A 16,557-nucleotide genomic window follows, 5' to 3' on the forward strand; every position below is an offset into this window, starting at 1 on the left:
TACATAATTGTAAGGCTTAAATTATAGACTAATGCATTATTATAGTAAAATAAATATAAGAATCTTTGAAACGTAGGAGGAAACAAAAGTGTCAGATTTTAGTCTAGCAATGAATCTTTTATTTGGGAGTGTCCATCTTATTCTCATGGCGATGGCGATCCCCTCGATCATCTATGCACTCTATCTATTACGGAAAATCGCTAACAAATGATTGCAGGAACTTTTTGGTAAGAACAAGAAGACAGTTTAAGTACCCACGCATCATCAAAAGGAGGCGGTGGCATGTCATTTTGGACATGGTTTGCAATCTTATTCGTGTTAGCGGTTAGTGTTTACGCATCTTCTCAACCGAAACATTCCAAGAAATAACAAAAGGCGCAACTTCCGTTTACGGAATCGCGCCTTTTCGTTTGTTCAGTTTTGCGTATCTAGCCAAGCGATCGCATCCGTCAAGTCGTCAGCGATATAGTCAACGTTTGCTTGTTTCACCCGGTCAGCGTAATCGCGAATCGAGCTCTCTCCGGCACCTGTTCGGACTAAGATTTTTATACATCCAGCACGCGCGGCTGCCACCATGTCACTCCAGCGGTCCCCGATGACGACACATTGTTCGAGTCGGAGATCGTGTTTTGCTTGTGCTTGCAGTAATAAGTCTGATGACGGTTTGCGACAAGAGCAGCGATCTTCCGCTGCATGCGGACAAATCAGCATATCATCAAAGCCGAAGTCCTGTAATTCTGTCCGGAACTCCTGTTCACGCGCGAATCCTTTTGAGATACCAGGCTGATTCGTAAACGCAATCAGTAAAACACCTTGATCGCGTAAGCGTTGTATTAGTGAAGCGACGTGAGGGAATAAGGTAAACGTTCCGGGATAGTGGACGGTGGCATCTCCACCAATCGTCCCGTCCCGATCAAGAAATATTGCTTGAATAGAATTCATGTGTACAACTCCTTAGTTTACGAAGCATCTTTTAATTCTTGGTACGGTTGAACACGTGCTGCCAGTTGCGCTGGGATGAAGGCAGCGATGACACCGAACAGAATCGGTAAGGCAAGCGATACGCCAATCAATAATGGTTCATTCCACGGAACGAGATCATACAGGAAGTAAATCGTCGTATAAGCGACAATCAGTCCGACGATGCCGGAAATCAGACCGACGAAGAAACCTTCGAGGACGATCAATTGTCGGATCGCTCCGTTCGTCCAGCCGAGCGCTTTTAAGACGGCGAGTGAGGCGCGACGATCGGTGACGTTTTGCCACATGATTTCTCCAGTCGTCAAAATGGCGATCGTGATCGCAACACCCATCGTCACGTAATGCATCGGACCGACTTGGAGGGCAACAAATTGACCGAGCCAAGACGTGTAAAGAACACCCTGTAAGTGGAACGTCACGAATAAGAAGAAGGTCAGCAGTGCCGTCGGTAGAGCGATCGAGAGAACGGACAGACTATTACGCTTCCACTTCCCGATCAGTTCCTTCAATGCGAGCGTCACCGTCGAACGAAGCTTCAGTCCGACGCGAGCTGCTTTTGCGTATTCACCGGTCTTGATCGCTTCGTACGGTGAGATGCGGCGAATCGTCCACGCTGACCAAACAGCACCTGCAAGGTAAATGACGAGACTGAATAGCGCGATCCAAACAAGACTCCAGCCGTTCATCGCTTCGTTCCGAACGAGTGAGAAAATCCCTTCGACGATCAAGGCAATCGTCGAGACAAATCCGGCTAGAATCGCTGCCTCGATCAAGACGATTTTGTAGAGATCCTTCGTCCGCCAACCGAGTGCGAGCAAGACAGCGAACTCTTTCCGGCGGGCGAGCATCGAGACGTAGCTCGTTGCAAGGACATATACAATCGCGACGGCGAGCATCGCGAAGATGACGCCTGAGAACCCGACGCTCGTCTCACGGAAAATCGTCATCGCGGCACCGATGTGGATCCATGGCTGTTCAATCCAACCGAGCGTCTTGCCGTCATCGATGACTTTCGTGACGACCGGTTGAGGGGAGGAACCTTTGGTGATCGTAGCGACGAGACCAGTCTCTCGTTCGATTTCCGACTTGATGCGTTGTAAGGTTTTATCCGACTGTTCACCGACAGAAGAAGCACCCTTTACTTTTAATCGAATCGATGAAATCGATTGATCGCCCATCACCTTTTTGACACTATCGACTGTCGTGAGAACGTTTGGAGAGTTCGTCAACAGACCAACTGGATTCCCGGTCGTGTTGATTGGTTGGGCAGGATTGACCGGTTCGTTTTTTGAGTCAAGTACGAGACTCGCAGCAGATGGTCGATAGGTCTCCATCGGTAATTCGTTCAATGGATCCTTGGACACATTGATCTTGTTCGGATCATACAAACCGACGACATTGAACGTCAGATAAGGATTCATTGATTTAAAAGCAGATTGATCCGATTTTTTCATTTTTATTTCATAAGAATCTACGGTCCGGAAGCCGCGCTTCGGAAGATAAGAGGATGGTAATATAGCGTTTTTGAATGCAGTAGGTGCTGTATGCACTTCATAAGCATCCTTCCATCGTGTAGGGAACGGACTCTTCACCGTTTGATATGTCAAAGAGCCTGTCTGGGCGGCGAGTTGAGCGTTAGTATATGCTTCTGCTTGCGGAAGTACCTTAGTTTTTTGACCGAGTAGAGAATCGAAATAAGCGCTCTCGACTTTAGAGGCATCGACTTTAATGTCTTGGATGATCTTGCGTTTTTCTTGATCGAGAGGTTGAGGATTGTTCGATTTAGCTAGTCGTTGATAGAATGTATCACGTGCTTGTTTTGTTTTCAGATCGACGTTAACTTGTTCTAACTTAAATTGACTATAGCCCGTATTGAAGGATTTTGGATTGATCAATACCGGAATATTGAATGCGTTAGAACTCTCCTTGCTGGCTGAGGGAACATCCTCTTGATTAAAGTAACGAAACTTCTTCTGATTCAGGATACTCTTATCCAAACCGACAAGTTGCGCCTCTGCTTCCGGATCGATTCCGACGATGAGACTATAGGTAAAGGGTTGTACGGATGAAAAATCTTGCGGATTTTGAAGATTGAACAATCGCGTGTTCGGAGGGACGAGTGGTTCTTCCATAGTTGAAAAGTAAGCGCTCTCCTGTGCAATGAGTTCTTTCGAAAATCCACCAGCACCATAATGTGAATTACTCAGTCGATAAATACCAGGCTTGTCCGGAAAGTGGATTTGATTTGGAATCGAGATGCCGATATTAGCGTACCCCATGACAGCAACAGGAGCTGCGATATCAATCGCATTCATTTGTTTGATTTGTTGGTACTGTTTAAATGAAATCCCACCGTTGATTCCATTGAGATAATTCGGTTCGAGTAACTTACTCGACTCCGTCGACATCTGACTGCCTTTCGGTCGGACGACAATATCATACGCAGACGACCATTTCTTTTGTAACGTCTGTTCAACCGTTCCTTGACTCGAGTCCGTCAAGTTGAACATCAGGCTTAGTCCGGCACTGATGATGAGGGCACCGACGAGCGTTAGGATGAATTTCCCGCGCTGCCGCCGCCATTGATTTAAGACAAAACGCAACATCGTCATTCCTCCTTTTATGGGGTGAAAGCCACGAAAAATGGATGAGACTGTTCATCTAAGATATGTAAAATTCGTTCGCTGAAGTTCGACCGCGTCACGCGTCGTAACACTTCTTCGAGCGGGAAAAAACCGACTGCTAAACTTTCGCTGCTCGTTTGCGGTTGACCACCAATCGCTTTTGCGAGCCAACAGGTCGCACAGACATTCGCCTCGAGGTTTTGATAGATGCCGCAAAACTTCACGATTTCAATCTCAATTCCAGACTCTTCTTTGACTTCGCGAATGATACCGTCAGCTGCACTTTCACCCGGCTCGACGATGCCACCCGGAAACTCCCAGCCGCGATCCGGTCCTTGAATCAAAAGAATCTCGTTTTGGTCATTCAAGACGACCGCTCCTGCTGATAACGAATAAATCGATGTCGGTAACATAAGTTCCTCCTGTTAAGAGAGGGACAACGCCTGTTGCCCCTCCGCAAAATATTAAGATGCATTTTTAGAAGGTGACATAATACAGTCTTCAATTATTTCGCAAAGATGATTAGAGAGATATCTTCTCATTCGTTAGTATCGATAATGTTTCTTTATGTTGCTCTGTTGAAGACCTTTTTCTTTCGTCCAAACAAAAACTCTCCAATAATGACAAATAGAAGAGAACACACACTTCCAAGAATCATCATATTATTCGAATTAGGTGTTTCTGTACCATTCTCAAAATTAAAGATTTCTAATCCGAAGATAGTTATTGCACTATTGCGTGCGGAGGCTTCTGTATATCCGAAATAGATAACGAAAGAAAATAGTACTGTAGAAGCTAATATACCGATAATAACCTCTGTAGCGATTCTTAATAACCTCTTTTTCATATAGTTCCTCCTATTGTTTAACTTGTTAGCTATAAATATTTATAAGAATTAATCATCAACAGTAATTAATTATCCTGCATCCTTTAGTTCTTGATACGGTTGAACACGCGCTGCCAGTTGCGCTGGGATGAACGCTGCGATGACACCGAATAGAATCGGTAAAGCGAGCGATACACCAATCAACAACGGTTCATTCCACGGAGCAAGATCGTACAGGACGTAAATCGTTGTATAAGCGACAATCAGTCCGACAATGCCGGAAATCAGACCGACGAAGAATCCTTCGAGAACGATCAATTGACGGATTGCACCGTTCGTCCAGCCGAGAGCTTTTAAGACGGCGAGTGACGCGCGACGATCGGTGACGTTTTGCCACATGATCTCTCCAGTCGTCAAAATGGCGATCGTGATTGCGACAGCCATCGTCACGTAATGCATCGGTCCGACTTGCAGTGCGACGAATTGACCGAGCCACGATGTATAAAGAACACCCTGTAAATGGAATGTCACGAATAAGAAGAAGGTCAGCAGTGCCGTCGGTAGAGCAATCGAGAGAACGGACAGGCTATTGCGCTTCCACTTCCCGATCAGTTCCTTCAATGCGAGCGTCATCGTCGAACGAAGCTTGAGTCCGACGCGAGCCGCTTTCGCGTATTCACCGGTCTTGATTGCCTCGTACGGTGAGATGCGACGAATCGTCCACGCTGACCAGGTTGCGCCAGCAAGGTAAATGACGAGACTGAATAGCGCGATCCAGAGAAGACTCCAGCCGTTCATCGCTTCATTACGGACATATGAGAAACTTCCTTCGACGATTAAGGCGATTGTTGAGACGAATCCGGCGAGGATCGCCGCTTCGATCAAGACAATTTTGTAGAGATCCTTCGTCCGCCAACCGAGTGCGAGCAAAACAGCAAACTCTTTGCGACGGGCGAGCATCGAAACGTAACTCGTCGCAAGAACATAGACGATGGCGACGGCGAGCATCGCGAAGATGACACCGGAGAAACCGACACTCGTCTCACGGAAGATCGTCATCGCGGCGCCGATGTGGATCCACGGTTGTTCGATCCAACCGAGCGTCTTACCTTGTTCGACAACCTTCGTGACGACGGGTTGAGGAGAGGAACCTTTTGTAATGGTTGCGATCAGACCAGTTTCTTGTTCGATGGTAGTTTTGACACGTTGGAGTACTTGTTCGGACTTCTCACCCATCTGTTTGGCACCATTCACTTTTAAACGGATGGAAGAAATGGATTGTTCACCGTTGATGAGTTGTGCGGCGTTTAAAGTCGTTAAAATGTTCGGTGAACCCGTCAATAGGTCAACTGGATTATTCGATGAATTGATGGTAGGTGACGGATTGATTGGTTTTCCTTCAGCATCGAGGACCAGATTAGCGGTCGCCGGGCGATAGGTTTCTAACGGTAATTCATTTAAAGGATCTTTGGATACTGTGATTTTGTTCGGGTCAAACAATCCGATGACTTCAAAGGTGACGGATGGAGTAAGTTCAGATACTTCTTTTGTGTCGACATCTTTGACTTTCATCTTGCTGAACTGGACGGGACGGTATCCTTTAGAGGGTAGGATGGGAATATCAAAAAGCGATTGATCAGTTTGAAGCGTCTTACTATTCAACGAGTAGGCTTGACTCCATCGTTGCGGAAACGGACTATCGGTTGCGGTATAGTTCAAAGCTCCTGTCCGGTAGAGTAGCTGTCCAGATGAGGTGACTTCAAGTTCTTTTCGTTTCACGGAATCTGGTTTTGCTAAAGCATTGAACAACAGTGAATCTAAACGTTTTGCGGAAATACGTTTCTTTTCAAGTGTCTTACTTTTAACCGTAGCTAAATAATCCTGTAGTTCTGATTGTTGTTGGAGGCGGTCGATTGTCTCATTTTGTTGTTGTTCCGTTTTAAATGGTAAATCAAGCCGTTCGATTTTAAAGTCGGTATATCCCGCATCCGAAGTATTCGGATTGATGAGGATCGGTAACGTAAAGCCGTTATTGACATTAGATGTCGGGTTTGCCTGGTCCGTCTCTTCGAAATAACGTGATGTGGGACTTTTCTTGACGCTTTTATCGAGACCGACGAGGCGTGATTCTTGTTCCGGGTCGATTGCGACAATCATCGCCATCTTCGAAGGGGTGATATCCTCGACGAAGAAGGTATCGAGGTTTGGGATGCGTAATTCAGAAGAGACGTCACTCTTGATGGCATGGATGTTAGTTGTGAAGAGCTTCTCCTTCTTCAATCCGGAATCACTGTACTCCGTGCGAGAAATGCGATAGAACCCAGGGGCTTTCGGAGCTGTCATCTGGTCTTTGATGGTTAGACCGATATTGGCATATCCTATCACCGCTACTGGCGCGGCAATGTCCACATCCTCGATCTGTTTGATTTTTTCATACTGTGCGAAAGAAATACCTCCTGTAATACTGTTTAAGTAGTTGGGCTCCAGCAAATTATTCGACTCGGTCGTCATCTGACTGCCTTTCGGTCGGACGACGATATCATACGCAGACGACCATTTCTTTTGTAACGTCTGTTCGACCGTTCCTTGACTGGAGTCCGTCAAGTTGAACATCAGACTGAGTCCGGCACTGATGACGAGCGCACCGACGAGCGTCAGGATGAATTTCCCACGTTGGCGCCGCCACTGATTCAAGACAAAACGAAACATTGTCATTCCTCCTGTGAAGAGAGGGACAACATCTGTTGCCCCTCTGCAAAATATTAAGATGCGTCCTTTAGTTCTTGGTACGGTTGAACACGTGCTGCCAGTTGCGCTGGAATGAAGGCGGCGATGACACCGAATAGAATCGGTAAAGCGAGCGATACGCCAATCAGCAACGGTTCATTCCACGGAACAAGATCGTACAGGACGTAAATCGTTGTATAAGCGACAATCAGTCCGACAATGCCGGAAATCAGACCGACGAAGAATCCTTCGAGAACGATCAATTGACGGATTGCACCGTTCGTCCAACCGAGCGCTTTTAAGACAGCGAGTGACGCTCTGCGATCGGTGACGTTCTGCCACATAATCTCCCCGGTCGTTAAAATGGCAATCGTAATCGCGACACCCATCGTCACGTAATGCATCGGACCGACTTGGAGGGCAACGAATTGACCGAGCCACGATGTATAAAGAACACCCTGTAAATGGAATGTCACGAATAAGAAGAAGGTCAGCAGTGCCGTTGGAAGAGCGATTGAGAGAACGGATAGACTATTCCGTTTCCATTTTCCAATTAGCTCTTTTAGCGCCAATGTCATCGTCGAGCGGAGCTTCAAACCGACACGAGCGGCTTTTGTGTACTCACCCGTCTTAATCGCTTCGTACGGTGAGATGCGACGAATCGTCCACGCTGACCAGGTTGCGCCAGCGAGGTAGATGACGAGACTAAATAGCGCGATCCAGAGAAGACTCCAGCCGTTCATCGCTTCGTTACGGACATATGAGAAAATTCCTTCGACGATCAAGGCAATCGTTGAGACGAAACCGGCGAGGATTGCCGCTTCGATTAAGACGATGTTGTAGAGATCCTTCGTCCGCCAACCGAGTGCGAGCAAAACAGCGAACTCTTTTCGGCGGGCGAGCATCGAAACGTAGCTCGTTGCGAGGACATAGACAATCGCGACGGCAAGCATCGCGAAGATGACACCGGAGAAACCGACACTCGTCTCACGGAAGATCGTCATCGCGGCACCGATATGAACCCATGGTTGCTCGATCCAACCGAGTGTCTTGCCTTGTTCGACGACTTTCGTGACGACGGGTTGTGGGGAAGAACCTTTCGTAATCGTAGCGACGAGACCGGTATCTTTCTCAATGTTTGCTTTGATTTGTTGTAAGAGTTGATCTGATTCTTCGCTGAGTGTTTCGCCACCTTTAATTTTTAGGCGAATCGACGAAATCGATTTGTTGCCTCGATGTTGCTGTGCACTGTCTAAAGTCGTCAGTATATTCGGTGAGTTAGTAAGTAATCCGACCGGATCACCCGAGGTATTAATAGATTTAGCTGGATTGATTGGTTTTCCGTTTGCATCTAAGACCAGATCTGCAGAAGAAGGACGATATGTCTCCATCGGTAACTCATTAAGTGGATCTTTTGAAACACGAATTTTGTTAGAGTCATAAAGTCCGATGACATTCATCGAAAAGCCGGGAGAATAATAAATATCATTCCCGCTACCCATAGTATCCTTAATTTTTTTTTCTAACGAATGTGTCGAACGATATCCGGTCTTAGGTAAAGCGTTCGTATCCTTTAAAAATGGATTCGTGACTTGAATTTTCTGACTCTCAACTTGATAGGCATTTGACCAACGCGCGGTATAGGGACTTTTTTCGGGGCGATATGTAAGCGGTCCAGTTGTGATCTCGAGTTGTAAGTAATCAGAAATCGTTGCATCATCTAATCGTGATGATTGAGTATTTTTTGTTGGTGTATTCGTTAAAGTGCTAAAAAATTTTTGCTCAACATCTTTTGAAGAAATCGTAAATTTTTTGATCGTTTTACCTGGAATCTTATTCAGCATCTCAAACGCAGGTGTAAAATCGTTTGGAATCTTTGAATAAAATGTATTTTGTTGTTTTTGTGTATCAAATGGAACATCTAGTCGTTCGATTGAATACTGAAAAGTCCCTTGATTGAATGAATTTGGATTTAATAGAATGGGAATCGAATTTGGATCTGCTTTTTCGATAGCTTTATCATTTTCAGTAAAATAGCGACTATTTCCTTTTGAAGGAATGATGCTACGATCAAGACCCACTAACTCGGCTTCAGCTTCAGGATCAATTGCTACAAGCAAGCTGAATGTTCGAGGATGGATGATTCGCGACGTAGACTTAGTTGGAAAGACTCCTGGCATATTAGCAATACGTGCGTTTTTATTGCCATTGAAACTATAAATGGCTTCATCGCTTAGAATTTTTTCCCCGAAACCGTTCGGAGATGTCAGCGTCTCTCTTAAACGGTAAAAGCCAGGTTTATCGGGGAGATCCCATTGTCCTGTGACACGTAATCCGAGTTTGACATAGCCCATCACGGCGACGGGTGCCGCAATTTCAATGTCCTTCATTTTCTTGATGGTTTCGTATTGTTTGAAGGAAATTCCTCCGTCGATCCCATTTAAATAGTTCGGTTCGAGTAAATCATTCGACTCACTCGCAAGCTGACTTCCCTTCGGTCGCACGACGATGTCATACGCAGACGACCATTTCTTTTGTAATGTTTGTTCGACCGTCCCTTGACTCGAGTCGGTAAGATTGAACATCAAACTGAGTCCGGCACTTATGATGAGGGCACCGACGAGCGTCAGGATGAATTTCCCGCGCTGCCGGCGCCACTGATTGATGACAAAACGAAGCATATGTAGTCTCCTTTATAGTTTAGTGGGAGAGCTGAGTTTTTAAATAACGGGCAAGATCTTGTTCGAAATGCTGAATTTCTTGTGCATCCAGTGCTTCTACTTCTGTTTGCGTCGCGTAGCGGGTAACAAAATAAGGAGAGAGCGGTGTCAGTAAATGAATACGCTCCGTCCAGTCCGTTAGTGATTCATGGCTTCGCCGTTGAAGGGCACGTGGTAAGCGTTGATTAAAATCAAATAGCATCAAGCGTACTGTTTCTTCAGGCGGAGTGAGCACCGACTGAAGATTTGTTTGCCGAATGGACGTTTCAGTCGATGGTTGGATCCAATGGTTTGACTCACTTTCAAATTCTCGTGATGGTGATGAACGTCGCCGACGTTGAAGAATCCGGTATCCTACGAAAGCAACCAGTACAAGTACAGCAGTGACGAAGAGAATTTTGTTGGAGGAGGATGTGCCTTCTACAACATTCAAAATAGAAAATGGAGGAAGATCCTCTTCTTTTCGACCGCGTGGCGTTCCTCCCGTATTTTTACTTTTTTCATCGGACGTCCCCAGATAGACGCCGTCTTCTTTTTCATCAATTTTGTCATCGGAATTACAACTGTTTTTTGTGAAGAATAAATTGGATAAGTCGTTATGATTACATCCCCTGACGATTGTCGTCTCTTGTTCCGAGAAGTCCGCATTCCGAAACGCCTTGTACGCGGACTGCGTCGATACCGACAGCAACAGAAAAACGACAATTGAGCCAATGAAGCTCACAATCAGTTTGCTGCGAAACGTTTGCAACGCGAACACCTCCTAAGAGAATGAAACTTAGACACTCTGCACCGTCCGCTTCCGACGATCTTCAACAATCCGCCCATCCTGCATGAAGAGAATGCGGTCAGCGCGTTCGGCGAGTTCCAAGTCGTGCGTGACAAACAAGACACCACACTTGGCTTCACGATGCAGCTCTAGTAACAACTCGAAAATCGCGTCGCCAGTCACGGAATCAAGATTACCGGTCGGCTCATCTGCAAGAATCCATTGCGGGTGATGCAACAGAGCACGGGCGATTGCGACTCGTTGCTGTTGACCACCGGATAGCTGAGCCGGTAAAGCATTTCGTTTGTCGTCGAGTCCGACCCGTTCGAGCAACTCGAGGATTCGCTCGTCTTGATTAAACGACGTTTTTTGTTTTAATAAGGCGACTTTTAAGTTCTCTGCGACCGTCAGTGCGGGTAACAGGTGAAACTGCTGGAAGATGAAGCCGATCTCCTGCGAGCGGAACTGCGATAAGCGCTTGTTCTTCCAGGACGTGATATCCTGCCCGTCATAGAGGATCTGACCTGACGTCGGACGATCGAGTGAACCCAGAAGACTGAGGAACGTTGATTTTCCGGATCCAGAAGGACCGACGAGTGCTGTCACCTCAGCTTGTGAAAATTGCCCGTTTAGTTGATGCAAGACATCTGTCCGAACACCACTTCGCTCGAATGTGTGTGAAATATCTTGAAAGGTAATATCCATATGACCACTCCTTTTACATAATTTGGTTAAATACAGTGTATTATTTTTAGAAAATTTTGTCTATTGCGTTTTTGATTCCGAAATTGCTACTTTTTTGAATTTGTTCATAGTTGGTTCATAACTTCTTTCTATGCTGATGACATCATCAAATAAGGAGGAAGATTAAAATGAAACGAACACGTAAGAAATGGTTATGGATCAGTGGAGGAGTCATACTGGTCCTTCTGTTAATCGGATCAACTGTCTTTTTAGGACGAGGAGAGGCGCAAGGGACGAAGGAAGTCGTCGAATCGAAGACATTACAAACATTCTTCTACTTCTCAGGAACGCTTGAAGCAAAAGATCGACAGACAGTCACTAGCAACCGTGATGTCCGTGTCACTGACGTGCGATTTGAAGAAGGCGATACCGTCAAGTCGGGTCAAACGATCGTGAGCGTCGAAGGAGGAGAAGATTTCGAGGCACCACGCTCCGGACAACTCGTCCGTCTTGACGTCACGGAAGGCGAAGCGTATGCACCAAACACTGTCTTGTTCGTCGTTGCAGACAACAAAGAGTTGATTGCCCGCCTCAAAATTGATGAACGAGATATCGAGCGTGTGCAAGTCGGCGATACGATGGATCTAAAGACCGATGCATCCGAAACAACCATCAACGGAAAGATTGAATCGATTAGTCCGGAAGCTGTGACTGAAAATGGCAGTACGTACTTCAATGCGAAGGTCGCAGTACCGAACTCGTCAAACTGGTTATCCGGTATGACGGTCGAGGGACGCTTACCGTATCAGCTCGCTAAGGATGTTCCGGTCTTATCACTCGATGTCATCTCCTATTCGAAATCGGATCGTCCGTATGTGAATGTGAAAAAAGACGGGGAAACGACACGTCAATACATCGAGACGGGTGTGACAGACGGGCAGGATATTGAAATCAAGGAAGGATTGTCCGCTGGGGACGAAGTCTTCCTGCCAAGTGAAGATGGCGGTTCTGGTCTGATACCGACCCCACCAGGAGGTGCATCCTGATGCCGGTCGTTGACTTGCATGAAATTCAAAAAGCATATGGTGAAGGAATCAATCGTCACATCGTTCTCGATCGTGTGTCGCTGACAATCGATGCTGGTGAATACGTGACGATCCTCGGACCATCGGGGTCAGGAAAATCAACGTTGATGAATATCATCGGATGCCTCGATGTCGCTTCAAGTGGTATCTATCGCTTGCAGGAGCAGCTCGTTCACGATCTATCAGAGGACCAACTGGCGATGATTCGCAATGAAGAGATTGGGTTCATCTTTCAACAATTTCAGTTGCTCCCGCGCATGAGTGTCTTACAAAACGTTGAATTGCCATTGATTTATGCTGGTGTCTCTCGCAAAGAACGTCGTACGCGCTCGCTTGAACTATTGGAACGTGTCGGGTTAACTGATAAAGCTGATGCCTTACCGAGTCAACTATCCGGTGGTCAACAGCAACGGGTTGCAATTGCCCGAGCGCTCGTGACTCGTCCGACGATCTTACTCGCTGATGAACCGACCGGAGCGCTTGATCAAAAGACAGGGAAACAAATCATGGAGTTATTCGAGAGCCTCTCGGCAGAAGGGAAGACGATCATCATGATCACGCATGATGTCAACATTGCAAGGCAAGCCCGCCGAATCATCCAGATTGAGGACGGTCAGGTAACGGAGGTGACGACATGATTCGTGAAACGTTACGGATGGCATGGTCGAATATCTGGCACCATAAGATGCGGTCGTTCTTGACGACGCTCGGTGTCATCATCGGTGTCGCTTCGATCATCGCTTTGATTTCGATCGTCAACGGGGCGACGGCCTCAATCAATGCGGAAGTTGCGTCGTTCGGTGCCAATAAATTAACGGTCCAGACGACAGAGACGCCGTTGAAAGAAGGATTATCACCTGCTCAACTGGAAGAGTTAAACACGATTAAAGGGACACGCGGCGTGTCGCCGACCGTTTCGACGGTTCGTGACGTCCGTGTCGAAAATCACACGCTCGATCAGGTGACGATCGAAGGACGAAACCATATCTATTACCGGGAATCAGAAGACGTTCCACAAGGACGCGGCATCGTCATCAGTGATGTTGAACAACAGACGCATGTCGCTGTCGTCAGCCCGTCAGTCGCCCGGACACTCTACCCGGGGCAGGTCGCGATCGGTGAAACGATCCAGCTCGATGGACTCGATTACCGGATCGTCGGTGTCAGTGACGCGGATGGCGATCAAATCGTTATTCCCTATACGACGGCGCTGCGGACGCTAGGTGTGACAGCTGTCAAACAAGTCGATGTCTTCAAGACGGACGCAGCAGACGTCGCGACCGTCAAACGGGATGTTTCGGCCAAGCTGTACCAGTTCTATAACGGACGCGACGATACGTACGACATCGTCAGCTTGGATGAAGCACTCGATTCGATTGACCAAATCAATACGATGCTTTCACTCCTGTTGACAGGCATTGCATCGATTTCCTTGATCGTCGGCGGGATTGGAATCATGAACATGATGCTTGTTTCAGTCACGGAACGGACGACGGAAATCGGCTTACGAAAAGCGCTCGGTGCGAAACCACGTACGATTCGTCTTCAGTTCCTCTTGGAGTCGATCTTACTGTCGTTGATGGGCGGAGTGATTGGAATTCTCGTCGGTGCGTTACTCGCCTTCGGTGTCAGTTTGATGATCAGCACACCGTTCACACTCTCCGTCGGAACGATTCTTCTTGCCGCTGGATTCTCAATCGGTGTCGGTGTCTTGTTCGGTTACATGCCAGCCCGGAAGGCATCCCGCCTGAATCCGATTGAAGCTTTACGAAATGTGTAACAAAGGAGGAGGACGATGGTAACAATCTTGATTGCCGAAGATGACCGGAATGTCCGTCTGTTACTAGGCGAGACACTCCGGTCCGCCGGCTTTACGGTGATTGAAGCAAGAGATGGAAAAGTCGCACTCGACGAGCTCGATCAGCAACACGTCGATCTCATCGTGACGGATGTGATGATGCCGCACGTCTCAGGGATCGAACTGGTTCAGCTCTTGCGTGAATCGGGGTACGAACAACCTGTCTTGATGTTGACGGTGCTGGATTCCTTTCAAGATAAAGAAGCTGGTTTTACGACGGGAGCCGATGATTATATGGTCAAACCAGTTGATTTAGATGAACTTTTACTCCGAATCCGAGCTTTGCTACGTCGGTCAAAGATCGTAGCGACGCAAGAATTAATCATTGGTTCCCTGCAACTACGGATAACGGACGCAACGGTCGTGACGCCTCGTGGAGAGATACCGTTACCACAGAAAGAATTCCAACTGCTCTATCGCTTATTAGCACATCCGAAGCAAATTTTTACACGACAGCAATTGATGGATGAGATTTGGGGATATGATGCCGAGAGCGACAGTCGGACGGTTGATGTTCATATCAAACGGTTGCGTGACAAGTTCAGTGACTATGATGATTTTGCGATTGAGACGGTCTGGGGACTCGGTTATAAAGGAGTGATCAAATGAAGCGATTCATTCGATCGATCTCTGGTCGTTTTTTCATCATCCTATTCGGTTTGTTATTACTACCCCTTCTTTTACCATTCGTCATGACGATCTGGTTCCAGTTTCAAGAAATCGATCAAGACTTGAGCGATCAATTGCGAAAACGAACAGACCAGATCGAACGCTTGATGCAAGACCAAAACCTGTCATTCGCTGAAGCCAGTCAGTACATGGATCAATCTTTGATACAGACGACACAGCTCAATCAATTGCCATCATTATCGTCATCAGAACGCGACCAGCTCGAGCAAGATAGTGAAATCACGATCAACGGAACATGGATCGAACCTGCGCAATACATCCGTCAGACGGAGACAGGATATCTCGTCTCGACACCAATCGCCGGGCAACGAATCCTTGACGGATTACGAACGTCAGCTGGGATCGGCATCGTAATCACGATCGGCGTTGCTTTCATCCTGACATGGCTCGCCGTCACGCTCGTGACACGACGGATTCGTCGCATTAGTGAAGCGGCGATCGAAGTGACGAACGGGAACTATGATGTCTCGATCAAGGAAGGTGGGAACGATGAGGTCGCACTACTCGTTGAAAACTTTAACCACATGACCGAAGCGTTACGGCGAAACGACCATCTCGCGAAGGATCTCGTCGCCTCGATTTCGCATGAGCTGAAGACACCGATTGCTTCGATTCAAGGATTTTCTAGGTTATTACAGACAGAAGAAAACCCGGATAAACGGCAGCAGTACTTGTCGATCATGGAACAAGAAAGTACCCGTCTATCACGTTTGACGTCAAATCTCGTCCGTTTGTCACGGCTTGATCATCAGACAATCATCGAACGAAAACGATATCGGCTCGATGAACAACTTCGGACGTGTCTTTTGTTGCTGGAACGACAGTGGACCGAGAAATCACTTCGACTGGAGCTTGATTTGCCGGAAGTGTTCGTTGAGTGGGAAGAGGAACTGATGCAGCATGTCTGGCTGAATCTGCTCGAAAACGCGATTCGTTTTTCGCCGGAATCGGGAGTGTTGGAAGTGATCTTAAATGAAGGGAAGCAGATTCGTGTCACGATTCGCGACGAAGGACCAGGAATCGCAGAACAGGATTTACCGTATGTTTTTGATCGCTTCTATCAAGGAGAACAGTCACGAGCGAATGAAGGACATGGTCTTGGCTTATCAATCGTTAAACGGATCATCGATTTACATGACGGTGAATTGACGATTGAAAATCATCCGAATCAAGGAGCTATCGTGACCGTTACATTGATGGTCCACGAGACGCGTGAATGATGACAGACAAAAAGAGCACAGACTTACACGATGTCACCGTGAAAATCAGCGCTCTTTTCATTTGTTTTTAGCATGTAGTCGTGAAGGGGTCGATTTCGAGTTATGGGTTACTTTTTTTGGCGGACTGTTTCTTATAGAAGTGAATAACGATTATCACGAATGCTAAAAGCGTCAAAAAGCCAAACGAATTAAAAAATGCTTCTGCAATCGATTGTTGTGTCGTTAAAATACGTGCGGCGAAAATGATTATAGAACTTGCGAACAAAACGATAATGACTCTTTTTAATGGTTGGTTTGTAAAAATTAAACCAAGTATAAAAATGATTGAAAAGATACCGATTATTTGAATCAACATCAAATATCCCTCTTAACT

The 16,557-nt window shown here is 46.7% G+C and carries 14 protein-coding genes; 6 read left to right on the plus strand and 8 right to left on the minus strand.

Going from position 1 to position 16,557, the window contains the following annotated elements; all coding sequences use genetic code 11:
* Window positions 1-88: 88 nt before the first annotated feature.
* Window positions 89-211 (plus strand): hypothetical protein, encoded by a 123-nt coding sequence (locus ACV3PA_RS10090; protein ID WP_255344362.1) that lies wholly within the window; start codon window positions 89-91, stop codon window positions 209-211.
* A gap of 203 nt (window positions 212-414) precedes the next feature.
* Here ACV3PA_RS10090 and ACV3PA_RS10095 read toward each other — a convergent pair whose 3' ends face one another.
* The 8 genes from ACV3PA_RS10095 to ACV3PA_RS10130 form a co-directional block, all read right to left on the minus strand.
* The gene (locus ACV3PA_RS10095; RefSeq protein WP_456124568.1) at window positions 415-942 is read right to left on the minus strand and encodes an HAD-IIIA family hydrolase; all 528 of its coding nucleotides are present in this window, start codon (window positions 940-942) and stop codon (window positions 415-417) included.
* 17 nt (window positions 943-959) lie between these two features.
* Complete coding sequence (locus tag ACV3PA_RS10100; RefSeq protein WP_456124569.1) at window positions 960-3,587, minus strand: ABC transporter permease; 2,628 nt, start codon at window positions 3,585-3,587, stop codon at window positions 960-962.
* 14 nt (window positions 3,588-3,601) lie between these two features.
* Window positions 3,602-4,018 (minus strand): NUDIX hydrolase, encoded by a 417-nt coding sequence (locus ACV3PA_RS10105; protein WP_456124570.1) that lies wholly within the window; start codon window positions 4,016-4,018, stop codon window positions 3,602-3,604.
* A gap of 152 nt (window positions 4,019-4,170) precedes the next feature.
* Complete coding sequence (locus tag ACV3PA_RS10110; RefSeq protein WP_456124571.1) at window positions 4,171-4,452, minus strand: LlsX family protein; 282 nt, start codon at window positions 4,450-4,452, stop codon at window positions 4,171-4,173.
* Window positions 4,453-4,521: 69 nt separating this feature from the next.
* Entirely contained in the window at window positions 4,522-7,140 is a 2,619-nt protein-coding gene (locus ACV3PA_RS10115; protein ID WP_456124572.1) for an ABC transporter permease, read from the minus strand.
* A gap of 53 nt (window positions 7,141-7,193) precedes the next feature.
* On the minus strand, window positions 7,194-9,839 hold the full coding sequence (locus ACV3PA_RS10120; protein ID WP_456124573.1) for an ABC transporter permease: 2,646 nt from the start codon (window positions 9,837-9,839) through the stop codon (window positions 7,194-7,196).
* Between the two features lie 19 nt (window positions 9,840-9,858).
* Window positions 9,859-10,629, minus strand: a complete 771-nt coding sequence (locus tag ACV3PA_RS10125) for a hypothetical protein (protein WP_456124574.1) — start codon at window positions 10,627-10,629, stop codon at window positions 9,859-9,861.
* A gap of 27 nt (window positions 10,630-10,656) precedes the next feature.
* A complete protein-coding gene (locus tag ACV3PA_RS10130; protein ID WP_456124575.1) occupies window positions 10,657-11,352 on the minus strand; it encodes an ABC transporter ATP-binding protein in 696 nt (231 codons plus the stop codon).
* 167 nt (window positions 11,353-11,519) lie between these two features.
* On the opposite strand from ACV3PA_RS10130, the gene ACV3PA_RS10135 reads away from it, so the two are divergent.
* Genes ACV3PA_RS10135 through ACV3PA_RS10155 form a run of 5 tightly spaced genes read left to right on the plus strand, consistent with a single transcriptional unit; the run spans window position 11,520 to window position 16,184 of the window.
* Window positions 11,520-12,377: an efflux RND transporter periplasmic adaptor subunit gene (locus ACV3PA_RS10135; RefSeq protein WP_456124576.1), complete on the plus strand. Its 858-nt coding sequence runs from the start codon at window positions 11,520-11,522 to the stop codon at window positions 12,375-12,377.
* Window positions 12,377-13,054, plus strand: a complete 678-nt coding sequence (locus ACV3PA_RS10140; RefSeq protein WP_456124577.1) for an ABC transporter ATP-binding protein — start codon at window positions 12,377-12,379, stop codon at window positions 13,052-13,054. The genes ACV3PA_RS10135 and ACV3PA_RS10140 overlap by 1 nt, the downstream gene beginning before the upstream one ends.
* On the plus strand, window positions 13,051-14,196 hold the full coding sequence (locus tag ACV3PA_RS10145) for an ABC transporter permease (RefSeq protein WP_238236253.1): 1,146 nt from the start codon (window positions 13,051-13,053) through the stop codon (window positions 14,194-14,196). The genes ACV3PA_RS10140 and ACV3PA_RS10145 overlap by 4 nt, the downstream gene beginning before the upstream one ends.
* 15 nt (window positions 14,197-14,211) lie before the next feature.
* Window positions 14,212-14,883 carry a response regulator transcription factor gene (locus tag ACV3PA_RS10150; protein ID WP_410501282.1) on the plus strand — a complete coding sequence of 224 codons (672 nt, stop codon included), beginning with the start codon at window positions 14,212-14,214 and terminating at the stop codon, window positions 14,881-14,883.
* Window positions 14,880-16,184: a HAMP domain-containing sensor histidine kinase gene (locus ACV3PA_RS10155; RefSeq protein ID WP_456124578.1), complete on the plus strand. Its 1,305-nt coding sequence runs from the start codon at window positions 14,880-14,882 to the stop codon at window positions 16,182-16,184. Before ACV3PA_RS10150 ends, ACV3PA_RS10155 begins: the two co-directional genes overlap by 4 nt.
* Window positions 16,185-16,557: the final 373 nt, after the last annotated feature.

The organism is Exiguobacterium sp. EA-TM-5 (assembly GCF_053878415.1).

Excerpts from the sequence above, each read along its gene's own strand:
- ACV3PA_RS10095 (WP_456124568.1), bottom strand. The coding sequence starts at position 942 with ATGAATTCTATTCAAGCAATATTTCTTGATCGGGACGGGACGATTGGT.
- ACV3PA_RS10100 (WP_456124569.1), bottom strand. The coding sequence starts at position 3,587 with ATGTTGCGTTTTGTCTTAAATCAATGGCGGCGGCAGCGCGGGAAATTC.
- ACV3PA_RS10105 (WP_456124570.1), bottom strand. The coding sequence starts at position 4,018 with ATGTTACCGACATCGATTTATTCGTTATCAGCAGGAGCGGTCGTCTTG.
- ACV3PA_RS10110 (WP_456124571.1), bottom strand. The coding sequence starts at position 4,452 with ATGAAAAAGAGGTTATTAAGAATCGCTACAGAGGTTATTATCGGTATA.
- ACV3PA_RS10115 (WP_456124572.1), bottom strand. The coding sequence starts at position 7,140 with ATGTTTCGTTTTGTCTTGAATCAGTGGCGGCGCCAACGTGGGAAATTC.
- ACV3PA_RS10120 (WP_456124573.1), bottom strand. The coding sequence starts at position 9,839 with ATGCTTCGTTTTGTCATCAATCAGTGGCGCCGGCAGCGCGGGAAATTC.
- ACV3PA_RS10130 (WP_456124575.1), bottom strand. The coding sequence starts at position 11,352 with ATGGATATTACCTTTCAAGATATTTCACACACATTCGAGCGAAGTGGT.
- ACV3PA_RS10135 (WP_456124576.1), top strand. The coding sequence starts at position 11,520 with ATGAAACGAACACGTAAGAAATGGTTATGGATCAGTGGAGGAGTCATA.
- ACV3PA_RS10140 (WP_456124577.1), top strand. The coding sequence starts at position 12,377 with ATGCCGGTCGTTGACTTGCATGAAATTCAAAAAGCATATGGTGAAGGA.
- ACV3PA_RS10145 (WP_238236253.1), top strand. The coding sequence starts at position 13,051 with ATGATTCGTGAAACGTTACGGATGGCATGGTCGAATATCTGGCACCAT.
- ACV3PA_RS10150 (WP_410501282.1), top strand. The coding sequence starts at position 14,212 with ATGGTAACAATCTTGATTGCCGAAGATGACCGGAATGTCCGTCTGTTA.
- ACV3PA_RS10155 (WP_456124578.1), top strand. The coding sequence starts at position 14,880 with ATGAAGCGATTCATTCGATCGATCTCTGGTCGTTTTTTCATCATCCTA.